The following is a 20975-nucleotide window of genomic DNA, read 5'->3' on the forward strand; positions in this document are numbered from 1 at the left end:
GTCGACCGCGCCCGCTATCGAGGTGGTGCGATGAGCTCGAAACCGCGGAGTCGCTGGGGATGGGGGTTCGAGGGCGAAATGATCGACGAGACCGAACTCCGCGAGCGCAAGGCGTTCCTCGAGTCGACGCTCGGCTTTCCGGAGCGGCCCGTCCGCGATCCCGTCCCGCTGTCCGACACGACGATCCCCGATCCGGCGATCGAGATACCCGACGAACTCGCGGATTTCTGTTCGTCGGACCGAGCCGTTCGCGCGAGGCGAACCTACGGCATGGCTCGTCCGGAGACCATCCGGGCGTTCCACGGGGATTTCACGCCCGCCCCGGACATCGTCGCGCGACCGACGACGGAGACGGAGGTCGAGGCGGTACTCGCGTGGGCTTCCGACCGGCGCGTCGCCGTCTCGCCGGTCACTGGCGGAACCGGCGTCGCCGGTGGGACGGGGCCGCCGGCTGGAGACATCCGCGCTGGCTACACAGGAACGATCGCGCTCGATCTCGGGAACCTGAACGACGTCCTCGAGGTCGACGAACGATCGCGAACCGCGCTGATAGAGGGCGGGACCCTGGGGCCGGCCATCAACCGCCAACTCGACGAGTACGGGCTTCACCTCCGGCACTATCCGCAGTCGTATCGGCTCTCGGGGCTCGGCGGGTGGATCGCGACCCGATCCGGCGGCCACTACGCGACCAGATACACCCACATCGACGAGCTCGTCGAGAGCGTCCGGATGATCTGTCCGGCGGGACCGTTCGAAACCCAGCGGCTCCCCGCCCACGGTGCCGGCCCGGACGCGAACCGGCTCGTCTGTGGCTCCGAGGGCAGTCTCGGCGTCATCACGCGGGCGTGGATGCAGGTCGAACCGCGACCGCAGTACCGATCGGACGCGGCGGTGTACTTCGACGGCATCCTCGAGGCCGCGGCGGCGATACGCCGGATCGTCCAGGCGAAACTCTATCCCGCGAACTGTCGCCTCCACGACCGCGTGGAGACGAGCCTGTACGGGATGGACGATGTCGAAGCGGACCTCGTCATCCTGGGGTTCGAATCTACGGACCAGCCGACGGACGCGGCCCTCGATCGAGCCCTCGAAATCTGCGAGGCGGAGGGCGGTTCCTGTCCGGACGGACCGGACCATTACGGCCCGGGCTACGGCCACGATCGCCCCGAGGACAGCGACGTGGTCCGCTGGGGTGAGGCGTTCCAGCTCGGCGGCTCCGGAAGTACCGACCTCCCGCTGTGCGTCGTCGGTGGAACCGTCGAGACTGCAGTGACGTGGGACCGCTTCCCGGAGTTTCACGAGGCGATGCTCGCGGCCGTCACCGATGCGCTCGACGCGGAATGCAAGATGGGACACGTATCGACCCGTTTTACGCACGTCTATCCGGACGGCCCCGCCGTGTACTACACGTTCCGCGCCCCCGGCGATCCCGATCCCGATCGGCGGATCGAACAGTGGCGGCGGATCAAACGCGCCGGCCTCGACACCGTCATGGAGTACGACCTGACGCCGACGCACCACCACGCCGTCGGCCGGGATCACAAGGAGTGGTACGCGAAGCAGATCCCCGAACCCTACGGGGACGCACTGCGCGCAGTGAAAGGCGTCCTCGACCCGGCGGGCGTGATGAATCCCGGCGTCCTCGTCGATCCACCGGGTCGCGACTGAGGTGGGATTCGGTCGGTGAGCGGTCGCTCTCACTACCGATCTCGGCGGCGCTGCCCGTCCCGAACAGGGATCGGGACGAGTACGACACCGCCGCCAACCAGCAGCACCCACCCGCTCTCGAGCCAAGCGTTTGTATCTCGAGCCCGTTCGAACGAACATGACCGAGGCGACACTCGTCTACGACGACGACTGCGGCTTCTGTACGTGGTGGGCGGCGTATTTCGACGAGCGAACGGCGGACATCCGTATCGTCGGGTTCAGCGACCTCACCGACGAACTGCTCGAGCGACTGCCCGCGAACTACGAGGACTGTGCGCATCTGGTGGCCGACGATGGCGTCTACTCCTGTGGAGCCTCGATCGAGGAGGCGGTCCGCCGTACCGACATCGCCGAGCCCGCGGGGGACGTCGTCGAGTTCCTCCGACAGTTCGAGGATTACGAGCGCGTCCGCGAGCGCACCTACCGGTGGGTCGCGGACAACCGCGACCGCTTGGGGACGTACCTCTCGAAGACGCCGCCGGCGCGCCAGCAATCCGACGACGGCTGACCCGGCCACCGGGACGAAAACCGAGTCACCACAGTCGCGGCTGCCGGACCCGCGACGCCTCGAGCGCGGACGGACAACGGAGTGACGCGTACGAACGGGCGGTCCGATCGACCGGTTTCGTCCGTGTTCGCCACCACGACGCCTAGTCGCTGTACCGAAACCGCAACACCCCGCCGGCGACGGCCACGACGAGCCCTGCCGCGGCCAGCAGCCCCAGTCCCGGTGCGTACGAGCCCGTGAGGTCGTGCAGGCTCCCGACGATCACCGGGCCGAGGAACCCGCCGATCTCGCCGACGGCGAAGATGAATCCCACGGCCGTCCCGGTCAGCCGCGCGCCGATCCCCTCGAGCTCCGGCGGGATCGCCCGGATGAGCGGCGAGAGGCCACCGAAGCCGAATCCGGTGACGACGACGCTCCCGAGCAACAGGAGGCCGATACCGCTTGCGATCACGCCCGAAACCCCGAGCCCGGCGACCAGCCCACAGAGCATCAGCGCGGTCCGGCGAGCGCCGAACCGGTCGGCGGCCGCGGGAACGGTCAGGACGCCGACGACGTTGGCGGCGACGAGCAGGCTCGTCGTCCGCCCCGCTCGGTCCGGCGAGTAGCCTCGGGCCTCGAGCAGCGTCGGGAGCCACCCCTGCATGCCGTGGGCGATCAGCAGGTACATCGTCCCGACGACGACCACGAGCTGCAGTTCGCGGTGGGTCAGGACGAGCACGAGATCCCGACGGATCGCGGCGAACGAGAGCGACGAGTCGGCTTCGTCCGCGTCGTTGGCCGCCCGGTTGCGGGCGTCGATCCGCAGTCGCCGCGCGACGACGAACCAGAGCAGGCCGTAGCCGATCGCGACGACGCCGCTCCAGAAGAAGAGGGCGCGCCAGCCGCCGAGCAGCGGCCCCAGGACCGGTCGACCGATCGCGAAGGCGCTCGCGGTTCCCGCCGACGCCCCCACGAGGTAGATCGAGGAGGGGAACCCGGTCTCGTCGGGCGGGAACAGCACCGAGACGAGCTTCGGCAGTCCGAACGTGATGGCGGTCGCACCGACCCCGATCAGCAGCGTCGCCGCGAGCAGCGACGGAAAGCCGACCGCGAAGCTGCGACCGGTCTGGGCGACGCCGTAGATCAGCACGCCGGCCGCGAGGGTCCGGCCCGGACCGACGCGGTCGACGACCATCCCGGTGAACAGCGCGATCGGAATGTACGTCAGCGGAACCGCACCCGCGACCACGCCGGCCTGAGTGCCGGACAGGTCGAGTTCGCCGATGATCGTCGAGAGGTACGCCGGCAGCGAGAACCAGATGAACATCAGGACGGTGTACCCGAGCGTCCCGACGGCGACGGCACCGTACGCGCGACGCCGACTCAGCCGATCAGTCATCTGGACGTGGATGGGTGACGGCGGCCCGAGTAGTTTGCCGTCGCGGTACGTCTCCCCGGAATCGTCCCCGGACAGCTCTTTCCCGCCGGTCGGTGTCGGTGACCCTATGACGCCCGACGAACGCGCCTTCCTCGAGCGGGCCCGCGTCGGTTCGCTGGCGACGGTCGACGCCGAGGGGCGACCGCACGCGGTCCCGATCTGTTTCGCGCTGCTCGAGCCGGCGGCGTCCCCGGCGGACGCGACCGGGGCGCGACGCGGCGACGCCGACGGTGGCGACGGCCGCCGAATCGTCTCGGCGATCGACGAGAAGCCGAAGGCGACCCGCGACCTCCGTCGCGTTCGGAACGTCCGGACGAACCCGCGGGTGACGCTGCTGGTCGACCGCTACCGCGAAGACTGGTCGCGCCTCGCGTGGATTCAGGTCCGCGGTCGCGCACGGATTCTCGAGCCGGACGGCACGACCGGCGATCGACCGACCGGGGCGATCCACGACGCCGCGGTGAGGGTGCTCGAGAACAGGTACGACCAGTACGCGGACCAGGACCACGCCCTCGACGATCGGCCGATCGTTTCGATCCGGGTCACGCGAGTCGTTTCGTGGGGGGCGCTCGAGAGCGAGTCAGGGAGCGACTCGGAAGACGCGAGTACAACTGCGCGGGCGAGCGATCGGGACGGTGCGGAGGACGCCTGACGGCGAGCGGTCAGTCGTCGACGAGCGATCGCTCCGCGTTCCCGGCGATGAGGAGCGTGCCGATCACGACGGCGACGGTCGTCACGAGCGGGTTCACGAGACCGAGCGCGGCCGGCGGGATGGCGATCGCGTTGTAGACGAACGCGAGCGCGAGGTTCTGTCGAATCCGGTCGCGCGCCGCCGCCGCCAGCGCGAACGCCCGCTCGACCGCGGCGAGGTCGTCGTCGACGATCGCCACGTCGGCAGCGTCGGCGGCGAGCGCCGTGCCGCTGCCCAGCGAGATTCCCAGATCGGCCGCGGCGAGCGCGGGCGCGTCGTTCGTCCCGTCGCCGACCATCGCCACGCGGGCCTCGGCTTTCATCCGCTCTACCGCCGCGGTCTTCCCGTTCGGCGGGACGCCGGCGAAGACGTGATCGACGCTCGGATGGCGATCGAAGATGTCCGCCGCCGTCCCGTCGTCGCCGGTCAGCACCACGACGTCGATCCCGTCGGCGGAGAGCGCCGTGACCGTCTCCTCCCACGCCTCGCGGGGCTCGTCGCCGACGATCACGATTCCCTCGGCGACACCGTCCCGGCCGACGACGACCGGCAATCGGCCCGCTTCGCGCACCCGGTCGATCCGCGCCTCGAGGCCGCTCTCGAGGGACCAGTCCCGCTCCCGAAAGAGGTCGGGGTGGCCGACCAGGACCGTCCGGCCGTCGACCGAGCCCTCGACGCCGGTCGCGTGCGTGTGGAAATCCCGCACCGCCAGTTCGTCCGCCGCGGCCGAACCGCCGTCCGCGCGAGTCGCCCCGCCGTCGACATCCTCGGCCGGCCCGGTCCCATCGAACGCGTCCGCGATCGCTGCGGCCGCCGGGTGCGCCGCCCGCCGCTCGAGGGCGGCGGCCGCCGCGAGGAGGTCGTCGGGCGCGTCGGCCTCGCGGACGGTCATCTCGCCGGTCGTCAGCGTCCCCGTCTTGTCGAAGACGACCGCGTCGATCGCTCGCAGGCGCTCGAAGATCGTCTCGTCGAAGACGACGATCCCGTGCTCGAGGGCCTCCTGCAGGCTCGCGGCGACGGAGTACGGCGTGGCGAACCCGAGCGCCCAGGGGCTCCCGACCATGACCGTCATGAGGACGGCCAGCGAGGCAGCCATCGCGCCCGCGCCGGTGAGCAGGACGCCCGCGCCGACGACGACCGCAGCGCCGACGACGACCGGCACCAGCATCGCGGCGAACTCGTCGGCCCGTCGCGTGACGCCGTGGTCCGCGCTCTGGACGTTCCAGACGACGCGGGTGAGCCGTTCGATGCTACTGGTCGTCCGGTCGCCGACGTCGACGACCGCCGCGTCGGTCGTCACGACCGAGCCGCCGACTACCTCGTCGCCCTCGCCCTTCGTGACCGGGAGCGACTCGCCCGTCACGACGGCTTCGTCGACCGCGCACTCGCCCTCGGCGAGTCGGCCGTCGACGGGGATGCGCTCGCCCTCGCGGACGAGCACCCGATCGCCCGACTCGAGTTCCGCGACGGGCACGTCCGCCGTCGAACCGTCCGCGGCGTAGCGCCGAGCGGTATCGACCTGCGAGACGGTGAGGTCGGTCAGCCGGTCGGTCGCGCGGCGTTTGACGGTCGACTCGTAGTAGGTCGCCCCCATCACGACCGCGGCCACGACGATCGTCAGGTCGAAGTAGAGGTCGTTGCGTCCGAGCCCGGAGACGACGACGCTGTAGACGTACGCGCTGACGATCGTCAGCGCCGCGAGCAGGTCCGTGGTCGGTCGCCGGAGCGTCAGGCTGACGTACGCACCCCGCAGGAGCGGCCCCCCGGTCAGATAGAGGATCGCGCCCGTCCCGACGAGAAAGAGCGGCAGGTACAGCGGGCCGCTGAAGCCGGTGAAGGCACCCTCGAAGTGCGCGATCGCGCCCCAGTCGGTAAACGACGTCAGGAACATCGGGTAGAGGACGGCGACGAACGGCAACAGGAGGAACGAGCCGAAGACGACGCCGACCACGTACCGCATCTCGAGCATGTCCTCCGAGCGGCGCTTCCGGAGCCCGGACATCTCCCGCGACCGCCGGGTGCCGCCGGTCTCGTCCTCGGCCGTCGCGTCGTCCCGCAGGTACGCCGTGTAGCCGACCGTACTCAGCGCGTCCTCGAGCGCGTCGGCCGAGACCCGGTCCGGATCGTGGTCGACCCGGATCGTCTCCGTGACGTAGCTCGCCTCGGCCTCGGTCACGCCGTCCCGATCCGCCGCGACGGTCTCGAGGAACGTCTCGCAGGTCGCCGAGTGCATGCCGTCGACTCGGAGGAACGTCCGACGGGTCTCGGGTCGCCCGTCGGCGTCCGCGCTCGCGGTCTGCCCCGGATCGGTCGGCGGGCCCGCTGGACGAGGATCGGTCTCGTCGGCGGGCCGATCGCTGCCTTCGTCGGGTGCACGATCGCCGTCACCCGTCCCGAACTCGGCGGCCACGTCGCGGCAGCCGGTCGAACAGAATTCGGGTGGCTCCGACTCGCCGACGGCCGCCGAAAGCGGCGTCCCACACAGCCGACAGCGGTCGCGTCCGTCACACCCCACGTGTCGATCGCTCACAGCGGCAACTGCGGGTTCGACGGCAATAACAGTGACCGATCACGCCGCTCGCCGCGCCGGTCTCCCCGTCGGTGCATCTCACCCGCCTCAGGTCGTGTCCAGATCGAGCCGCGAGAACCTCCACGACGAGATCGAACTCGACTCGAGGGCGAGTCCGTCCTCGAGGTCGCGCGCGAGGAGCGTCCGGGCCGTCGGCTGGACCAACGCCGAGAGGGGAAATCGCGTGTCCGGATAGAACCGAAACCGGAGCGGCGTCGGCACCGTCTCCCCGAACGCCTCGACGTAGCTGCGGTCCGCGTGATCGTCGAGCGCCGAGGCCAGCAGTTGCTCGAGCGCCGCGTCTTCCGACTCGATCGTCCGCGGGAGCGTGTCGACGATCCGGACGTGATCGCCGACGGTCGAGACCACGAGGGCGGCGATCGGGTCGCCGTCCCGTCGGGCGACGTACGCGGCGTAGGTGTGCGCCGGGTTGTCGAACCGCCAGCGGTAGAACGCCGCGGACCGGTTGGTGTGGATCATCTCGGGGACGGAGCGGTGATAGATCGCCGCGAGGACGTCGGCCGGCGGCGTCTCGTAGCGCTCGACGGCGATCTCGGAGTCGGAACCGACGAGCAACCGATCGCCGGCCCGGTGGGAGGTCGCGATGGCGGTCTCGAACGCCTCCCTGACCGCGGTGGCCGGTCCCCCGTCGGCCGACCGCGAGTCCGCGTCTCTGGCCGTCAGCCCGGTGCTTCCCTGCCCCTCGAGGGCGCTGAGGGGGTTCTGCGGTCGGTAGTAGGCCGGCACCGTGCCGACCTCGCGCCAGCCGTGCGCGAGGTTGCCGGGCTTCGAGTTCTCGTTCGGGAAGTTGAAGAAAAACGACGGCTCGCCGTCGGCGTAGCGCTCGACGGCCCGCTCGTTCATGCGATCGAACAGCCCGCGCCCGCGGTGGTCCGGGTGGACCATCGTATCGCAGGGCTGGAACGCGGTTCTGACGAGTCCGCCGACGCGCATCTCCTGGGCGAAGAACGACCGGAAGCCGACGGGTTCGCCGTCGGCGCTCGCGACGAGAACTGGGACGTGATCGACGTACGGGTTCTCGCGGAACTTCCAGCGGAACCACCCCGAGCTTCTGTCGTGCCCGAAGACGGTGTCGTACATCGACAGAAACGTCTCTCGATCGTCGGGTTCGAACGTGCGGACGGTGTATCGCGTCGCCGTTCGTGTGGGTACACTCATGATCGAGGTCGGTGCACGCCCGTCTACGAGGCGAACGGGGGACGCCCCGCTGTGCGGTCGTGACGGGTGGATATCCGTCTCGGAAGGGAAAGCCGGTTGACCCTGAATACGCCACCCCGACAGGTCCGCGATGGAGTCGGTTCGGCCGACCGTCAGTCGATCGGACTCGAACCGAGACCGGTCGACGCCGCGTCGACCGTCCGCCTCGATACCCGCGAGCTCGGCCGTCTCGACGTTCGAGCGGCGGTCCGCCTCGGCCGCCGCCCTCGGCGAGCCGTCTCACCGCCGTTCGACGACGGTGCCGTCCTCGCCCACTGCGACCGCTCGAGCCCCGTCCGGCGCGACCGAGACGTCGATGAGCGATTCCGGCGCGCGCGTCTCGACCTGCTTCCAGCCCGCCGCGTCGGTCCGCTCGTAGATCGCCCCGTCGGCGTCGCACGCGATCGTCTCGCCCTCGCGCCGGGCGAGCCCGCAGATCGCTTCCTCGCCGACCCGCTCGGGCGTCCACGTCGACCCGCCGTAGCGGTGGACGACACCGTCGTCCGCACTCACCAGACAGTCCCCCCGTCCGAGCGTCGCGAGGCTCTCGAGGGTCCCGCTCGCACCCCCGAGGCCGACGCGATCGAACGACTCGCCCCCGTCGGTCGTCTCGAAGACGCCGTCGTTCGTATCACAGCAGTAGCCCACCGACGCGTCGGCGAGCGCGATCCCGCTCAGGCTCGAGCCGTCGCCGGGTTTGACGGGGTCGTCCCACGAGCAGTCGCCGTCGCGGTAGCGGCCGCGCAGGACCGCGCCGGAGCCGTTGATCAGCAGGATCGTCTCGTCGCCGCCGGCCCCGCCGACGGCGACCCCCAGCCAGTTGTCGGTGACGTCCGCCGGGGCCGTGTAGTCCGTGTGGCGGCCCGTCTCGGCGTCGATCCGCCCCACGGCACCGCTGTCGCCCGCGACCCAGACGGCGTCCCCATCGTCGGTCGCGTCGACCGCGAGGAGGTCCTCGCCGGCGGCGGCCGGGCCGTCCTCGAGGGTAATCGACCACTCGCCGGCGTCCCGGCCGGCGAGGGGAGCCGCGGTGAGAACCACGCCGTCCTCCCCCACGGCGTAGACCGCGCCGCGTGCGGTCGCGCAGACTCCCCGGAGCGTCGCCTCGGTGGGAACGTCGACGACGCGCCAGTCCCGAGTGCGCTCCGCTCGGCCCTCGTCGTCGGCCGGCACGTCGCCACCGGCTTCGGGTTCGCGACCCCGGCGGTCGACGGCAGCGCCCGTCGGAGCGCCCGCTCGATCGGCGTGCGTCCCGCTCTCAGTTCGCCCGTCGGTCTCGGTGTGCTCCCCGCTCTCGGTGTCCTCGAGCGGTTCCGTCTCCGCTGCCGATTCTTCGCCGGCCGCCCCCGTCGGTCGGGCGGCACGCTCTCGGTCGACCGCGGGGTCGCCCGCCGTTCGATCCGCCGACGGCCGCCGGAGATACAACACGATCGGTGGCAGGACGTAAGCGGCGAGCGCGAGCACGGCGAACCCGCGGTGGACGATCGTCAGCGTCCCGAAGGCCGTCATGCCGGCCGCCGCGACCGCGTGGACCCACGACTTCGCGTAGCGGCGAAAGAAGGGGACGAAGTCGTTTCCGGACCGTGAATCGTGGGTAGCCATGGTCGAGCACCGCCGCTCGAGTCCAGCTACCGGGCTGGCGAGCAAAAACGTGCTGCAGGCACGGCCCGAGACGCGACGACCGGGTTCGCGAGCCGCGGTCGCCCGAGAATCCGTTCGGCTCGTCGGTCTCCCCAATCCGGGTCCCGCGGTAGTCACCGTTCGGCGTTCGACGTTCGGCGAGATCGACGCGGGGCAAGCGACTGCCAGTGTCACCGCCGGGTCGGGCTCGGACTACCAGCGTCGAGGGACGGCCTCGAGCGAGACGGTGAGGACGCCGTTGTTGTAGACGGCCTCGCGGTCGTCGCCGACGACGTGCCCGCGGGGGAGGGGCGTGAGCGTTCGTTCGGCGACGCCGTCGACGCCGCGGTCGACCGCGATTCGGAGTCGCCGCGAGCCGGCTTCGACCGTCACGTCCTCGACGGGAACGGGATCGACGTCGACGGCGACGCGAAGCCGGCCGACCCGCCCGTCGTACACGACCTGAATCGGAAACGGAAACGGTGCCGTGTCGGGAGGCGAAGTGAAGGACACGGGGTCACGTTCCGACGACGACCGGATACGTTTCCGCGTGAACAGGTGTGTGCTTGATGTGCCCGGGACGCGGCCACCGATCAGCTATGGACCACGCTTCGTCGGCAGCGCTTCGATGGCGGCGAAGGCAGCCCGTGCCGCCACGAGTACCACTCACCGTGCGGGGTCGTGTCGGTACCGAAATCACCGGCGAATCCGCCGGCGCTTCCGGCCGGTGACGGCAGTCCGACTGACGCGACCGCGATCGGCGTCGCTCGAAACCGGCGGTTCCGGAACCGACCGCACCGAACGGCTCAGAGGTACCCCAGATCCGCCAGTCGGTCTTTGGTCCCCTCGCGCATCTCCACCTCGCCGGCGGCGTCAGCCTCGCCGAACGGCTCGAACCGCCCCTCGAGCCGTCGCCGAAGCGTCCGCACCCGCTCGGGTCGCTCGTCGCTGATGTCGGTGTCCTCGAGCGGGTCCGTCCGGACGTGGTGAAGCCGTTCGAACCCGTCGTCGCCGCGGACGTACTTGTACTCGGGCGTCCGGACCGCTCGCAGCCGGCGATCGAACGTCCGGACCCGATCGGGAATCTCGCCGAAGCGAGCCTCGAGCCGTTCGATCGACGGCTGGGGTGCGACGTACTCGGCGAAGACGGCGTTGCGGGGCTCGGCGTCCGAGTGGGGGTGGAGCGACCGGCTCGACCACTGCTCGCGCAGCGCGGGATCGTCGACGCCGGCCGTCTCGAGCAGCGTGGCCGGCAGGTCGAGTAACTGGACGAGGTCGTGCCGCCGACCGCCGCCGGTGAACGGGCCGCCGTGACAGACCAGCGGAACGTTCAGCAGCGTGTCGTAGAGGTTGTACTGGTGTCCGAAGAAGTCGTGTTCGCCGATGTGCTCGCCGTGGTCGCCGCAGACGACGAACAGGGTGTCCTCCCACTCGCCGGCCGCCTCGAGTGCGTGCCGGAGCTGGCCGAGCTGGTGGTCGACGTAGGCGATTTCCCCCCGATAGAGCCCGCGAAGGAGGGCGAACTCGCGGTCGGAGATGTCGTAGCCGTCGCAGTCGTAGGCGCGGGGGTCCTGTCTGATCGCAGCCGCCTCCTCGTAGCTGGCTCCTGCGGGGAGGAACCGCTCCGCGTACGCTCTCGGCGGGTCGTACCGAACGTGGGGTTCGATGAAGTTACAGAACAGGAAGAACGGCCGCTCGTCGTCCCGACTCGCGAGCCAGTCGCCGATCCAGTCCGTCGACCGGTCGGAGCCGTCGTCGCCGGCCGGCTGCAGGAGCTCGCTGTAGAGGATGTTGGCCGCGTTGACGAGCGGATTCCCGTCGAGGATTCGATTCCGGGTCGCGACGAGCTTCTCTCGGAGGTCTTCGCCGCGGACGACCGCGCCCATGTCGGCGTCGGACTGAATGTACTGCCAGCCCTTGCGAAGATCGTCGAACCCGCGATCGAAGCCGAACTCTTCGGTAATCCAGGTGTTGTTCGAGACGCCGATCGTCTGAAACCCCGCGTCGTCGAAGGCCTCGGGCAGCGTTCGAAGCTCGTCGTCGAGATAGGTGTGGTCGCCGTGGGTCCCGTGTTCGGAGGGAAACGTTCCGGTGAAAAACGATGCGTGGGAGGGAAGCGTCCAGGGCGCGGTCGCGAACGCGTTTCCGAACGCGACCCCCTCGTCGGCGAGCCGCGTCAGCGTCGGCGTCGGGTTCGCACCGCCGCGATTGCCGCTCGAGCGGGGTCGGTCGTCCGGCGGGGGTTGCGCGCCGGCGTGGTCGTCGATCGTCGGTGGGCCGTCCGAGAACGGCTGCATGCCGACGCTTTTGGCCCGGGCCGTATCGAGAACGACGAGAACCACGTTCCGCACAGTACTATGTGACTCGTCGTCACGTCCGTTAGAGTCCGCCATGGATACTGTACGTCCACGGCAGATAGGGAAGGCCACCCGCCCGGAGTATGCAGGGCCGTAATGCGATCTATGGCCCAATATCCGGCCGAAACGGACCGAGTACGGTCCGCTTCGAGATCGACCCGACACCGACTGCGGCCGGGTCCGGGTGCGGCCCGGGTAGTCATCTGCCGGTCGAATCTTCATCCGGCCGGATCACGTACACTCTCCGATGACTGAGCACCAGGATCACGACGCGACGACGGACGGTTCGACGAACGACCTCGAGGGTATCGAGGAAACGGCGGACCTCGAAGCGCTAGAGGCACCGGCCGGCGCGCTCGCGAGCGGAACGCTGCCGCTGGTCGGTGGTGGGCTCTTGCTGGTGGCCGCGGTCCGCTCGCTGATCGCGAACCGACGGCGAGCGATTCCGCTCGCGATCGTCGGCAGCGGGCTGATCGGGATCGGACTCCGTAACCGGCGCTCGAGCGACGAGTCGACGGAGGGCGGCCCCCCGGAAGTCGAGGAGGGAACCGACGGGAAGGAGACCTCGGATCAGGCCACCGCCGCTGCCAACCGCGTCGATTCGGGACGGGAGTCCGAGACCCAGCCCGACGGCGAGATCTCGGAGGAGCCCGAAATCGACGACGCGGTGGATTCGGGCTCGCAGATCGAGTTCACGGACGAACCGGACGAGGATGCATCCCGGTCGCGACCGAACCTCGGGGCGGACGAGGAAGAGCCCCGGCACGAGACCGAGTCCGACGGGGTCGAGGTCGACGTCTCCGATCCGGCGATGGCCGACGAGGTCAGCGAGGCGACGGGGCCGTCACCCGAGCAGGCCCAACCGACCCAGACCGCGGACACCGAACCGGAGGAGAGCCCCGCGGAGGACGCCTCTGGGATGAAAGTCGAGCCGCCGGACGAGGACGAGTCCGAATCGGCGGAGAGCGAGGGGGACGCCGGGGACGGAGAGAACGACGGAGACACGGACAGAGAGAACGACGGAGACACGGACAGAGAGAACGACGGAGACGCAGACAGAGAGAACGCCGACGGCGAATCGGCGGAGAACGACCGCTGACTCACACCGAACGCTCGTCTTTCGGGATCCTCTTTGTCTCAAACAGAACCGAAAATATAGTATGGTCCCTCTGTGCGTATGCGTCGCTATTGCGGAACGGTGTTACATGGACCCGTCGCTTCCAATCGCCAGAGTCAGTTAGAGATCTGCAATACCATCGAGTAGAATTTCGAGTTCAGTGTGTCCTCGATACTGGACCACGTTGCTCCTCGCGTCGTAGTCAACGACACCGGCATCCGCTAATCGAGGAAGTGCTGAGTGGTGTAACTGTCGGGCAACCCGTTCCGCATCGCCGGGGCACTGGTCGCTGATTTCGTTTGCGAGGGTACTAACCGAAGTGACGTCCGCCGTCGAATCGCGGAAGTAAGAGAGGACGGAACGACGACGGTGATTGGCAATCAGGTTCAGAAGATCGTCGATCTCACGGGGATACAGTTGCTGTTGCGTCATTATTTTGATTCACTTGTGATCGAGTGATCACAACTTGGGGCGGTCTATCGAGTTCGACGAGGAACCTGACGGCGTGTTGGTTCCGAGGGAGGCCCAACCCTAACCGATCTCTCTGATCGATCTCTCCCACACGACGATGGGGCCGACTCGCTCTTAACTCTGTTGTGAGCGACTGGCTACATATTCGACTTTTCGCAATCGTGCCGTCCGAAATTGTGTGTTCTGCATTCGAAGGTGTGTATTTCCCCAATTTACATCCGAAATTCTGTGGAAAGTCGACTTCATATCACATGTCATTCATTCGGCGATTCGTCGTCTCCGTCGTCGCCGTGCGCGTCTACGTCCCCCGTCCCTTGCAGGAAGAAGTGATTGAACGGCTGAACGTGCCGTCGTCTCATCATCTCCGAACTTTCGATCTCGAGGCCAAGGTCGTGGATGCTATCGGTGATTCTGGTAACGTCGGTCGTGTTCGTCCCGACGACATCGACGTGGAGATTGCGTCTGCCAGTGAGCATCTCGCGGACGTCGATGATGCCTTTGATCGATCGGACCTTCTCCGAGAGAGGGGAGAGTTCGGTTGGAGACACGGTGACGACGAACGTCATTTGCAGCGGGAGGTTGGCCGCTTCGTAGTCGATTTCTGGATGGTATCCCTTGATGATGCCATCCGCCTCGAGTCGGTCGATGCGGTTGCGAACAGTACTGGCCGAGACGCCAGCCGTATCGGCGATCTCCTCTGCCGTCGTATTACGGGCATCTCTCTGAAGCAAATAGAGGATACTCCGATCGACATCGTCCAAGTCACGACCCATACGACGAGTTACGTCGCGAAGGCTCCTAACATAGGTGCATACCGCGTTGGTTCCCTGATGGGTTCGTTCACGGAACAGTCTCGAAGTCTCCGTGCTGCTACTATAGGTCGGACCGTTCGATCCGACGCTGTACTGGGCGGTCGTCCTCTACTGAAAGGAACGGAACGTTGCTCCGCGTCAAACCGAGGCCCAGCGGACGTGTCCGCAGGAGTGCTCAGAACGACTCTTCCGGTTCCTCGCTTTGCTCACCGAGTGCCGGCGGCGTGCGATCACTGTACCCTTTCCGTCCGATGGCGCCTTCGGGGACGTTGCTGAAGATGGCCGTGCGGACTTCCGTCGCCGAGTCGAACCGCTCTTCGGGCACCGGGCTCAGCACCTCCTCGAGCGTCTGTTCGCCGTCTTCGAACCCGAGGACCGCAGTCCCGTACGCGTCGAGCAGTTCTTCGCACGTCGCCGGATACTCGTGTCGATCGAGTCGGTCGGCGAGCGGGCCGAATTCGACCCCCAGTTCTCTGTCGCGTTCGCTATCGGACATTACGGGAGGATCCTTCATCATCGATCATAATAAATTGCTCGCGTGATTTCTTGACCTGTTTCGTTCGGCACAGATGACGGGGACGCGCTCCGTCGACAGCACGGCGTGGCGAACGGCGGGTGTACTCGAGAGTGATCCCGGCGTTCAGTCGAACGTGTACGTCCGCAACTGCTGTGTCCGAGGACGGGAGAGAGTAGCGCACATTCTTCAAGAATATCCGATTTTTCCACAATCTCTACCACATACACATGCAAATAGTTCCGATTTGTCAACGGTCTGTTTTCGAAGGGGAATCATTACTCACTGCGCTGGAGAAAAGTTATACTGTTATCCAATCATCATCTGAGCATGAGCACTCCGCTTGCAAATATTTGGGGGAATACGGTGATACGAGGAGTGATTGCAATAAGTGCGCTAGTTATATTCACACATTTCTTTACAGGTATGTCCTCTGATGGGGTATTTCCTCTAGTAATATTACTTTCTGGAGTGGTACTGAACGATGTTCTCAGCGAATCGTTTGAGTTTCCGAACGGGACAGAATGGGTCGTCTTTGGCACGTCGCTTCTCATCACCGGTGCATTTTTCGGACTAGTCGAATCTGTACTGATCGGTGTTATATTTTCGATTATTGGAACGTGGTTTTTGTTCGATGGTCTGACAATAATCGGGTACAAGCCATCCCCTGCAACGGAGGAATACGTAGTGACTCGAGAAAATGGAGAATTGCTACTCCGCTTGCAGATATTGAATACCGTATATCAGAATCTCAAGGAAAGTGAGGAGCCACAAACGGTCGAGTCCCTCGCCTCTAAATCGGATCTCACGGAATCACGCGTTCGGGATGCTCTAACGTACCTCGAACGTAGAAATCGCGTAAAACGGATTGAGAATACATATCAAGCGATTCTACCGAAGTGGGGTCGACTGACACCGATTGTGTTATTCATTTCGTGGGTAGTACAACGAGTCCGTTTACCGTTCCAGCGCGCTCGTTCGATAGATTGATTTCCGTCGCTGAAACGGGGTAGGAGAACCTCGTGCGAGTACAGTCGGCGAGTTCGCACAGAGAGGAACCGCCACTGGCCCGCCGGAACCTGTCCAGAGCACTGATTCTCCCACCGCAAAAATCGTGCCGTCCCACCCCCTCCGTCCTCACACGGAGTCGCCGTCGGTTCGCTCGAGCAGGTCGGCGGGAACCGGACAGCCGCAAGGCGTGGCCTTGTGCGTGAGGGGGCCGTAGCTGACGACCAGCGCGATCGCGGTGTCACAGCGCGGGCAGCGAAGCGGCTCTCGGCCGCCCGGCGAGTTGCTGGCGGGGATGACGTCGGCGTCGACGACTATCTCTCCGAGCCCTTCGGGTTCGTCGTCGGCGTCGGCGGTGTCGTCGGCCTCGTCGCTCATCGGCCCCTCCCGCGGCAGCACTCCCGCGATCGGTGCCGGTTCTGCGGATAGCGCCGCCGCTCGAGCGGCGCAGTCGATCGGGTGCGATACGGTCGTCGTGCGAGACGTTTATATCTCGGTAGGAGTAAGCGAATCATGGCTTGCAAACGGCTCGTGTTTGGAAGCCAGTCTCGGGTGTCATCAGCACCCGGGGCGTTTGCGTACGCCCCCGCTGGAGCTGACTTCCAGCGCGAAATGCGCGAAAGAATTACTTATAGCTAATGGAACACGACGGACGAGTACCGCGGTTTCTCGCCTGTATCGACGAACGCGCGCGACGTCGACACCGCCGTCCGAACCGCCGAATCGGCGAATAAAGGGTGAACCGTCGCTCGAGTCGCCGCGGCGACGGCCCGCGAGCGCTACTGCGATCGGGAGGCCGACCGGTTCCGGAACCCGCCGTCGTCCCCGGTGCGGTAGAGGACCGGCGCGACGACGAACGCGGCGACGAGCAGCCCGAGGACACCGCTTCCGGCGAGCAGCGAGACCGGCCAGTAGTAGCCGGTGAGGCCGACGAGCGAGGCGACCGAGAGGACGACCGCGGCGGTTCTCGCGGTGAGCGGGCGACTGGCCCGTATCGGCCCGCGCCCGGCGTCGAGCCCGCGAGCGACGAGGGCGACTTGCCAGCCGGCGAACGCGCCGATCGACGCACCCGTCAGGAGCACGGCGTCGGAGTCCCCGCCGGTCGTCCAGAGGGCGACGGCCGCGAGAACGACCGCGAGCCCGAACCCGAGCGTGCCGCGGTGGGTGGGGTGCCGATCGAAGAGCCGCCAGACGAGAACCAGGAACCCGAGCCCGACGCCGACGCCGGCGATCACGTCGACGAGGTAGTGAACGCCGAGCCCGACGCGCGAGAGACAGACCGCGGTCACGAGCCCGGCCGCGCCGAGGTACCGCCGCCGCCGCGTGCTGACGGAAGTGTACCTGGCCAGACTCAGGTAGACGATCGTCGTCATCAGGGCGTGGCCGCTCGGAAAGCCGTAGCCGGTCGCCGTCGCGGTGGCTTCGTACAGCGGGTGTACCGCTTCCGGAAGCGCGCCGATCTCGACGAGTACGCGGTTCGGCCGCGGCAGCGCGAACGCGTGTTTCAGCGCCGTGATGAGCGAGAGTCCGGCCAGTAACAGCCCGAAGACGGCAGCGATCCGTCCCCGGTCCTCCGTTTCGAACCAGTAGAGCGTCCCGACGAGCAGCCCGAGAAACCACACGTCGCCGAGCTGGGTCACGAACCCGAGCAGTACGACGGCCCACTCCGGTGCGACCTCGCGAAACGCGTCGAACCAGCCGAACCCTCGGGACATATCCGTGTTACGTGCGACGAGACATATAAACGATTCCGCTTGGTCGAACAGTCGTCGGCCGGGACCGATCTCGACCGCGAGTATCGCGATCACCATCGTTCACGCCGCGCGGAGAGTCACTGGAACGCGGGAAAACCCTCATTTTCGCGTCACCTGTAGGCTACCGGAACACGCCGTCGGTCGGCGTCTCGAGGGGAGTCCAATGAGTGAGACACCAGCACCCGAGCGCGAGCGCATCGATCCGGAGTACGACCACCTGCGCGAGGACGGCGTCGACGAGGCCGCACTCGAGGCCCTGCTCGACGAGTACGCGATCGGGCGGGACGAGCACGAGAACGCGCCCGCCTTCGTGATCCGCCCGGACGACGTTCGGGCGGTCGTTCGGCTGCTGCGCGACGAGGCCGGGTTCGACCACCTCTCGTGTATCACGCCCCAGCAGTACGAGGATCGCTACGAGTCGATCGTCCACATGACGAAGTACGACCAGCGGACCCACGAGGTGACGCTGATCGTCCCGCTGCCGACGGGGGAGCCGGTCTGCGAGTCCGCCGAACCCGTCTTCCGAACGGCCGACTGGCACGAGCGCGAGGCCTTCGACCTCGTCGGCATCGAGTACGCGGACCACCCGAACCTCACGCGAATCCTCCTCCCAGAATCGTGGCAGGGCCACCCGCTCGCGCTCGATTACGATCAGGACAAACCGCAGGTCGTCCGGTACGCCGAACACGCCAATCCGCTCCAGGCGGACCGCCGGGCCGAGGAGTCGGACACGATGTTTCTCAACATCGGCCCCCACCATCCGGCGACCCACGGCGTGCTCCACCTCGAGACGGTGCTCGAGGGCGAGACCGTCGCGGCCGTCGAGCCGGACGTCGGCTACCTCCACCGCTGTGAGGAGCAGATGTGCCAGCAGGGCACCTATCGACACCAGATCATTCCGTACTCGAACCGCTGGGATTACACGGCGAACCTGCCCAACGAGTGGGCGGTCGCCCGCGCGATCGAGGACATCGCCGACATCGAGGTACCCGAGTACGCGCAGGTCCTGCGGACGATGACGACCGAGTTCGGGCGCATGCTCGGTCACTTCCTCGCGGTCTCGACGTTCGCGCTCGACGTCTACGGCGACTTCACCGCCATCTTCCAGTACGGCATGCGCGACCGCGAAGTCGTCCAGGACATCCTCGAGGATCTGACCGGCCAGCGGATGATGTTCTACTACTTCCGGCTGGGCGGCGTCTGCTGGGACCTCCCCGAACCCCGCCAGGAGTTCGTCGAGAAGTGTCGGGACTTCCTCGACGAACTCCCCGCCAAGGTCGACGAGTATCACGACCTGCTGACCGGCAACGAAATCTTCCAGCGACGGACGATGGGAACGGGGGTCCTCGAGCCCGAGGTCGCCAAGGATTACGGCTGTACCGGCCCCGTCGCCCGCGGCTCGGGGGTCGACTACGATCTGCGGCGGGACGACCCGTACGGCTACTACGAGAACCTCGAGTGGAACGTCGTCACCGAAGACAGTTGCGACAATCACGCGCGCGTCCTCGTTCGGCTTCGCGAAGTCGAGGAGTCGGCGAAGATCATCGAACAGTGTCTCGACCTGCTCGAGGACTGGCCCGACGACGAACGAACCGTCCAGAGCAACGTGCCGCGGACGCTCAAACCGGACGCGGGAACCGAGACCTACCGAGCCGTCGAGTCCGCGAAGGGCGAACTCGGCATCTACATCCGCGCGGACGGCTCGAACTCGCCGGCCCGGTTCAAGATCCGGAGCCCGTGCTTCCACAACCTCTCCGCGCTGCCCGAGATGGCCGAAGGCGAGTACGTCGCGGACCTGATCGCATCGCTGGGCAGTCTCGACATCGTCCTGGGGAGCGTCGATCGCTGACGCCGGTTCGAGCCGACCGGGGCGTCTCGACGGTCGTTCGACCACGCCCGCGGCGTCTCGCCCGTCGGGGGAGCACCGAGACGCCGACTGTACGAACTTATTTGACCGTGAGCGCGCAATCCACCGTCGTATGGAAACCGGAGGATTCGAGGGATACGGCGGGCGACACGTACCGGAGCCGCTGCGAGAACCGCTCGAAGAGCTAGCCGCGGCGTACGACGACGTCGCGACCACCGACGCGTTCCAATCGGAGCTGCGCGGCCTGCTCGAGGAGTTCGCCGGTCGCCCGACCCCGCTGTACTACGCGCGCAACCTGAGCGAGCGCTACGGGGCCGACATCTACCTCAAGCGCGAGGATCTGCTCCACGGCGGGGCGCACAAGATCAACAACTGTCTGGGGCAGGCCCTGCTCGCCAAACGAGCCGGTCGCGACAGACTGATCGCCGAGACCGGGGCCGGCCAGCACGGGACCGCGACCGCGATGGTCGGTGCCCTGCTCGGCCTCGAGACGGAGATCTACATGGGGAGGAAAGACGTCGAGCGCCAGGAGATGAACGTCTTCCGGATGCGGCTGATGGGAGCCGAGGTCAACGAGGTCACTCGCGGCGACGAGGGGCTGGCCGACGCCGTCGACGCGGCGCTCGAGGACTTCGCCGAGAACGTCGAGGACACCCACTACCTGGTGGGCAGCGTCGTGGGTCCCGATCCGTTCCCGCGGATGGTTCGGGACTTCCAGAGCGTCATCGGCCGGGAGGCCCGCGAACAGATCCGAGAGCGGACCGGAGCACTCCCCGACGCGGCGGTCGCCTGCGTCGGCGGCGGCTCGAACGCGATCGGCCTCTTCCACGCGTTCCGCGACGATCCCGTCGATTTCTACGGTGCCGAGGGCGGCGGAGAGGGTCCGGACTCGAGCCGACACGCCGCCCCGCTCGCGTCGGGAACGGACGACGTCATCCACGGCATGAAGACGCGCGTCATCGACGACGACGTCGAGGTCCACTCCGTTTCGGCGGGGCTGGACTACCCCGGCGTCGGCCCCGAACACGCCATGTACCGGGCCGTCGGTCGCTGCGAATACACGGGCGTCACCGACGACGAGGCGCTCGCGGCGTTCCGCGAGCTGAGCGAGACGGAGGGGATCATCCCCGCGCTCGAGTCCAGTCACGCGATCGCTCGCGCGATCGACCTCGCCGAAGCGGGCGAGCACGACACGATCCTCGTGAGCCTCTCGGGTCGCGGCGACAAGGACATGGAGACGGCGGCGGCGACGTTCGACCTTTGAACAGCACCGCGACTGGTTCGAGCGTCGTCTCGGGACTCGAGAAACCGACGCCGTTAGGACGGCGGTAGCGAGACGAAAGCC

17 protein-coding genes are annotated in these 20975 nt (G+C 67.2%); 6 read left to right on the forward strand and 11 right to left on the reverse strand.

Going from position 1 to position 20975, the window contains the following annotated elements; translation table 11 throughout:
- Positions 1–30 precede the first annotated feature (30 nt).
- Together BMX07_RS15435 and BMX07_RS15440 are read left to right on the forward strand one after the other, a co-directional pair.
- Positions 31–1668 (forward strand): FAD-binding oxidoreductase, encoded by a 1638-nt coding sequence (locus BMX07_RS15435; RefSeq protein WP_090619172.1) that lies wholly within the window; start codon positions 31–33, stop codon positions 1666–1668.
- A 157-nt stretch (positions 1669–1825) separates the two neighbouring features.
- A complete protein-coding gene (locus BMX07_RS15440; protein WP_090619175.1) occupies positions 1826–2215 on the forward strand; it encodes a DCC1-like thiol-disulfide oxidoreductase family protein in 390 nt (129 codons plus the stop codon).
- Between the two features lie 142 nt (positions 2216–2357).
- On the opposite strand, the gene BMX07_RS15445 is transcribed toward BMX07_RS15440, so the two are convergent.
- On the reverse strand, positions 2358–3593 hold the full coding sequence (locus BMX07_RS15445) for an MFS transporter (protein WP_090619178.1): 1236 nt from the start codon (positions 3591–3593) through the stop codon (positions 2358–2360).
- Positions 3594–3699: 106 nt separating this feature from the next.
- Between BMX07_RS15445 and BMX07_RS15450 the strand changes: the two genes are divergently transcribed.
- On the forward strand, positions 3700–4284 hold the full coding sequence (locus BMX07_RS15450) for a TIGR03668 family PPOX class F420-dependent oxidoreductase (RefSeq protein WP_090619182.1): 585 nt from the start codon (positions 3700–3702) through the stop codon (positions 4282–4284).
- A gap of 10 nt (positions 4285–4294) precedes the next feature.
- Here the strand turns inward: BMX07_RS15450 and BMX07_RS15455 are convergent, their stop codons facing one another.
- The 5 genes from BMX07_RS15455 to BMX07_RS15475 form a co-directional block, all read right to left on the reverse strand.
- Entirely contained in the window at positions 4295–6853 is a 2559-nt protein-coding gene (locus BMX07_RS15455) for a heavy metal translocating P-type ATPase (protein ID WP_090619185.1), read from the reverse strand.
- 87 nt (positions 6854–6940) lie between these two features.
- Positions 6941–8071 carry a GNAT family N-acetyltransferase gene (locus BMX07_RS15460; protein ID WP_090619188.1) on the reverse strand — a complete coding sequence of 377 codons (1131 nt, stop codon included), beginning with the start codon at positions 8069–8071 and terminating at the stop codon, positions 6941–6943.
- 279 nt (positions 8072–8350) lie between these two features.
- Complete coding sequence (locus BMX07_RS15465) at positions 8351–9712, reverse strand: WD40/YVTN/BNR-like repeat-containing protein (protein WP_090619191.1); 1362 nt, start codon at positions 9710–9712, stop codon at positions 8351–8353.
- A gap of 231 nt (positions 9713–9943) precedes the next feature.
- Positions 9944–10243 (reverse strand): Hsp20/alpha crystallin family protein, encoded by a 300-nt coding sequence (locus BMX07_RS15470; protein ID WP_090619193.1) that lies wholly within the window; start codon positions 10241–10243, stop codon positions 9944–9946.
- Between the two features lie 293 nt (positions 10244–10536).
- Positions 10537–12123: a sulfatase gene (locus tag BMX07_RS15475; RefSeq protein ID WP_090619196.1), complete on the reverse strand. Its 1587-nt coding sequence runs from the start codon at positions 12121–12123 to the stop codon at positions 10537–10539.
- 211 nt (positions 12124–12334) lie between these two features.
- On the opposite strand from BMX07_RS15475, the gene BMX07_RS15480 reads away from it, so the two are divergent.
- Positions 12335–13186, forward strand: a complete 852-nt coding sequence (locus BMX07_RS15480; RefSeq protein WP_245742129.1) for a hypothetical protein — start codon at positions 12335–12337, stop codon at positions 13184–13186.
- 138 nt (positions 13187–13324) lie between these two features.
- Here BMX07_RS15480 and BMX07_RS15485 read toward each other — a convergent pair whose 3' ends face one another.
- From BMX07_RS15485 to BMX07_RS15505, 5 genes are all read right to left on the reverse strand, one after another.
- Positions 13325–13636, reverse strand: coding sequence for a DUF7344 domain-containing protein (locus tag BMX07_RS15485; RefSeq protein WP_090619199.1), 312 nt, complete (start codon positions 13634–13636; stop codon positions 13325–13327).
- Positions 13637–13929: 293 nt separating this feature from the next.
- A complete protein-coding gene (locus tag BMX07_RS15490; protein ID WP_090619201.1) occupies positions 13930–14448 on the reverse strand; it encodes an Lrp/AsnC family transcriptional regulator in 519 nt (172 codons plus the stop codon).
- 214 nt (positions 14449–14662) lie between these two features.
- Positions 14663–14983: a DUF5789 family protein gene (locus BMX07_RS15495; protein ID WP_090619204.1), complete on the reverse strand. Its 321-nt coding sequence runs from the start codon at positions 14981–14983 to the stop codon at positions 14663–14665.
- Positions 14984–16138: 1155 nt separating this feature from the next.
- Positions 16139–16387 carry a hypothetical protein gene (locus BMX07_RS15500; RefSeq protein ID WP_090619207.1) on the reverse strand — a complete coding sequence of 83 codons (249 nt, stop codon included), beginning with the start codon at positions 16385–16387 and terminating at the stop codon, positions 16139–16141.
- 401 nt (positions 16388–16788) lie between these two features.
- Positions 16789–17724: a phosphatase PAP2 family protein gene (locus tag BMX07_RS15505; RefSeq protein WP_090619947.1), complete on the reverse strand. Its 936-nt coding sequence runs from the start codon at positions 17722–17724 to the stop codon at positions 16789–16791.
- A gap of 202 nt (positions 17725–17926) precedes the next feature.
- On the opposite strand from BMX07_RS15505, the gene BMX07_RS15510 reads away from it, so the two are divergent.
- Together BMX07_RS15510 and trpB are read left to right on the forward strand one after the other, a co-directional pair.
- A complete protein-coding gene (locus tag BMX07_RS15510; RefSeq protein ID WP_090619209.1) occupies positions 17927–19612 on the forward strand; it encodes an NADH-quinone oxidoreductase subunit D in 1686 nt (561 codons plus the stop codon).
- 130 nt (positions 19613–19742) lie between these two features.
- Positions 19743–20894 (forward strand): tryptophan synthase subunit beta, encoded by a 1152-nt coding sequence (gene trpB, locus BMX07_RS15515; protein WP_090619212.1) that lies wholly within the window; start codon positions 19743–19745, stop codon positions 20892–20894.
- The last annotated feature ends 81 nt before the right edge of the window (positions 20895–20975 follow it).

It is taken from the genome of Natrinema salaciae (assembly GCF_900110865.1).
In the GTDB taxonomy this organism is placed as follows: Archaea; Halobacteriota; Halobacteria; order Halobacteriales; family Natrialbaceae; genus Natrinema; species Natrinema salaciae.

What these genes read in the sequence shown, in the direction of transcription:
- BMX07_RS15460 (WP_090619188.1), bottom strand. Translation starts at nt 8,071, where the DNA reads ATGAGTGTACCCACACGAACGGCGACGCGATACACCGTCCGCACGTTC.
- BMX07_RS15510 (WP_090619209.1), top strand. Translation starts at nt 17,927, where the DNA reads ATGAGTGAGACACCAGCACCCGAGCGCGAGCGCATCGATCCGGAGTAC.
- BMX07_RS15440 (WP_090619175.1), top strand. Translation starts at nt 1,826, where the DNA reads ATGACCGAGGCGACACTCGTCTACGACGACGACTGCGGCTTCTGTACG.
- trpB (WP_090619212.1), top strand. Translation starts at nt 19,743, where the DNA reads ATGGAAACCGGAGGATTCGAGGGATACGGCGGGCGACACGTACCGGAG.
- BMX07_RS15505 (WP_090619947.1), bottom strand. Translation starts at nt 17,724, where the DNA reads ATGTCCCGAGGGTTCGGCTGGTTCGACGCGTTTCGCGAGGTCGCACCG.
- BMX07_RS15445 (WP_090619178.1), bottom strand. Translation starts at nt 3,593, where the DNA reads ATGACTGATCGGCTGAGTCGGCGTCGCGCGTACGGTGCCGTCGCCGTC.
- BMX07_RS15495 (WP_090619204.1), bottom strand. Translation starts at nt 14,983, where the DNA reads ATGTCCGATAGCGAACGCGACAGAGAACTGGGGGTCGAATTCGGCCCG.
- BMX07_RS15435 (WP_090619172.1), top strand. Translation starts at nt 31, where the DNA reads ATGAGCTCGAAACCGCGGAGTCGCTGGGGATGGGGGTTCGAGGGCGAA.
- BMX07_RS15465 (WP_090619191.1), bottom strand. Translation starts at nt 9,712, where the DNA reads ATGGCTACCCACGATTCACGGTCCGGAAACGACTTCGTCCCCTTCTTT.
- BMX07_RS15500 (WP_090619207.1), bottom strand. Translation starts at nt 16,387, where the DNA reads ATGAGCGACGAGGCCGACGACACCGCCGACGCCGACGACGAACCCGAA.
- BMX07_RS15485 (WP_090619199.1), bottom strand. Translation starts at nt 13,636, where the DNA reads ATGACGCAACAGCAACTGTATCCCCGTGAGATCGACGATCTTCTGAAC.
- BMX07_RS15490 (WP_090619201.1), bottom strand. Translation starts at nt 14,448, where the DNA reads ATGGGTCGTGACTTGGACGATGTCGATCGGAGTATCCTCTATTTGCTT.
- BMX07_RS15475 (WP_090619196.1), bottom strand. Translation starts at nt 12,123, where the DNA reads ATGGCGGACTCTAACGGACGTGACGACGAGTCACATAGTACTGTGCGG.
- BMX07_RS15450 (WP_090619182.1), top strand. Translation starts at nt 3,700, where the DNA reads ATGACGCCCGACGAACGCGCCTTCCTCGAGCGGGCCCGCGTCGGTTCG.
- BMX07_RS15480 (WP_245742129.1), top strand. Translation starts at nt 12,335, where the DNA reads ATGACTGAGCACCAGGATCACGACGCGACGACGGACGGTTCGACGAAC.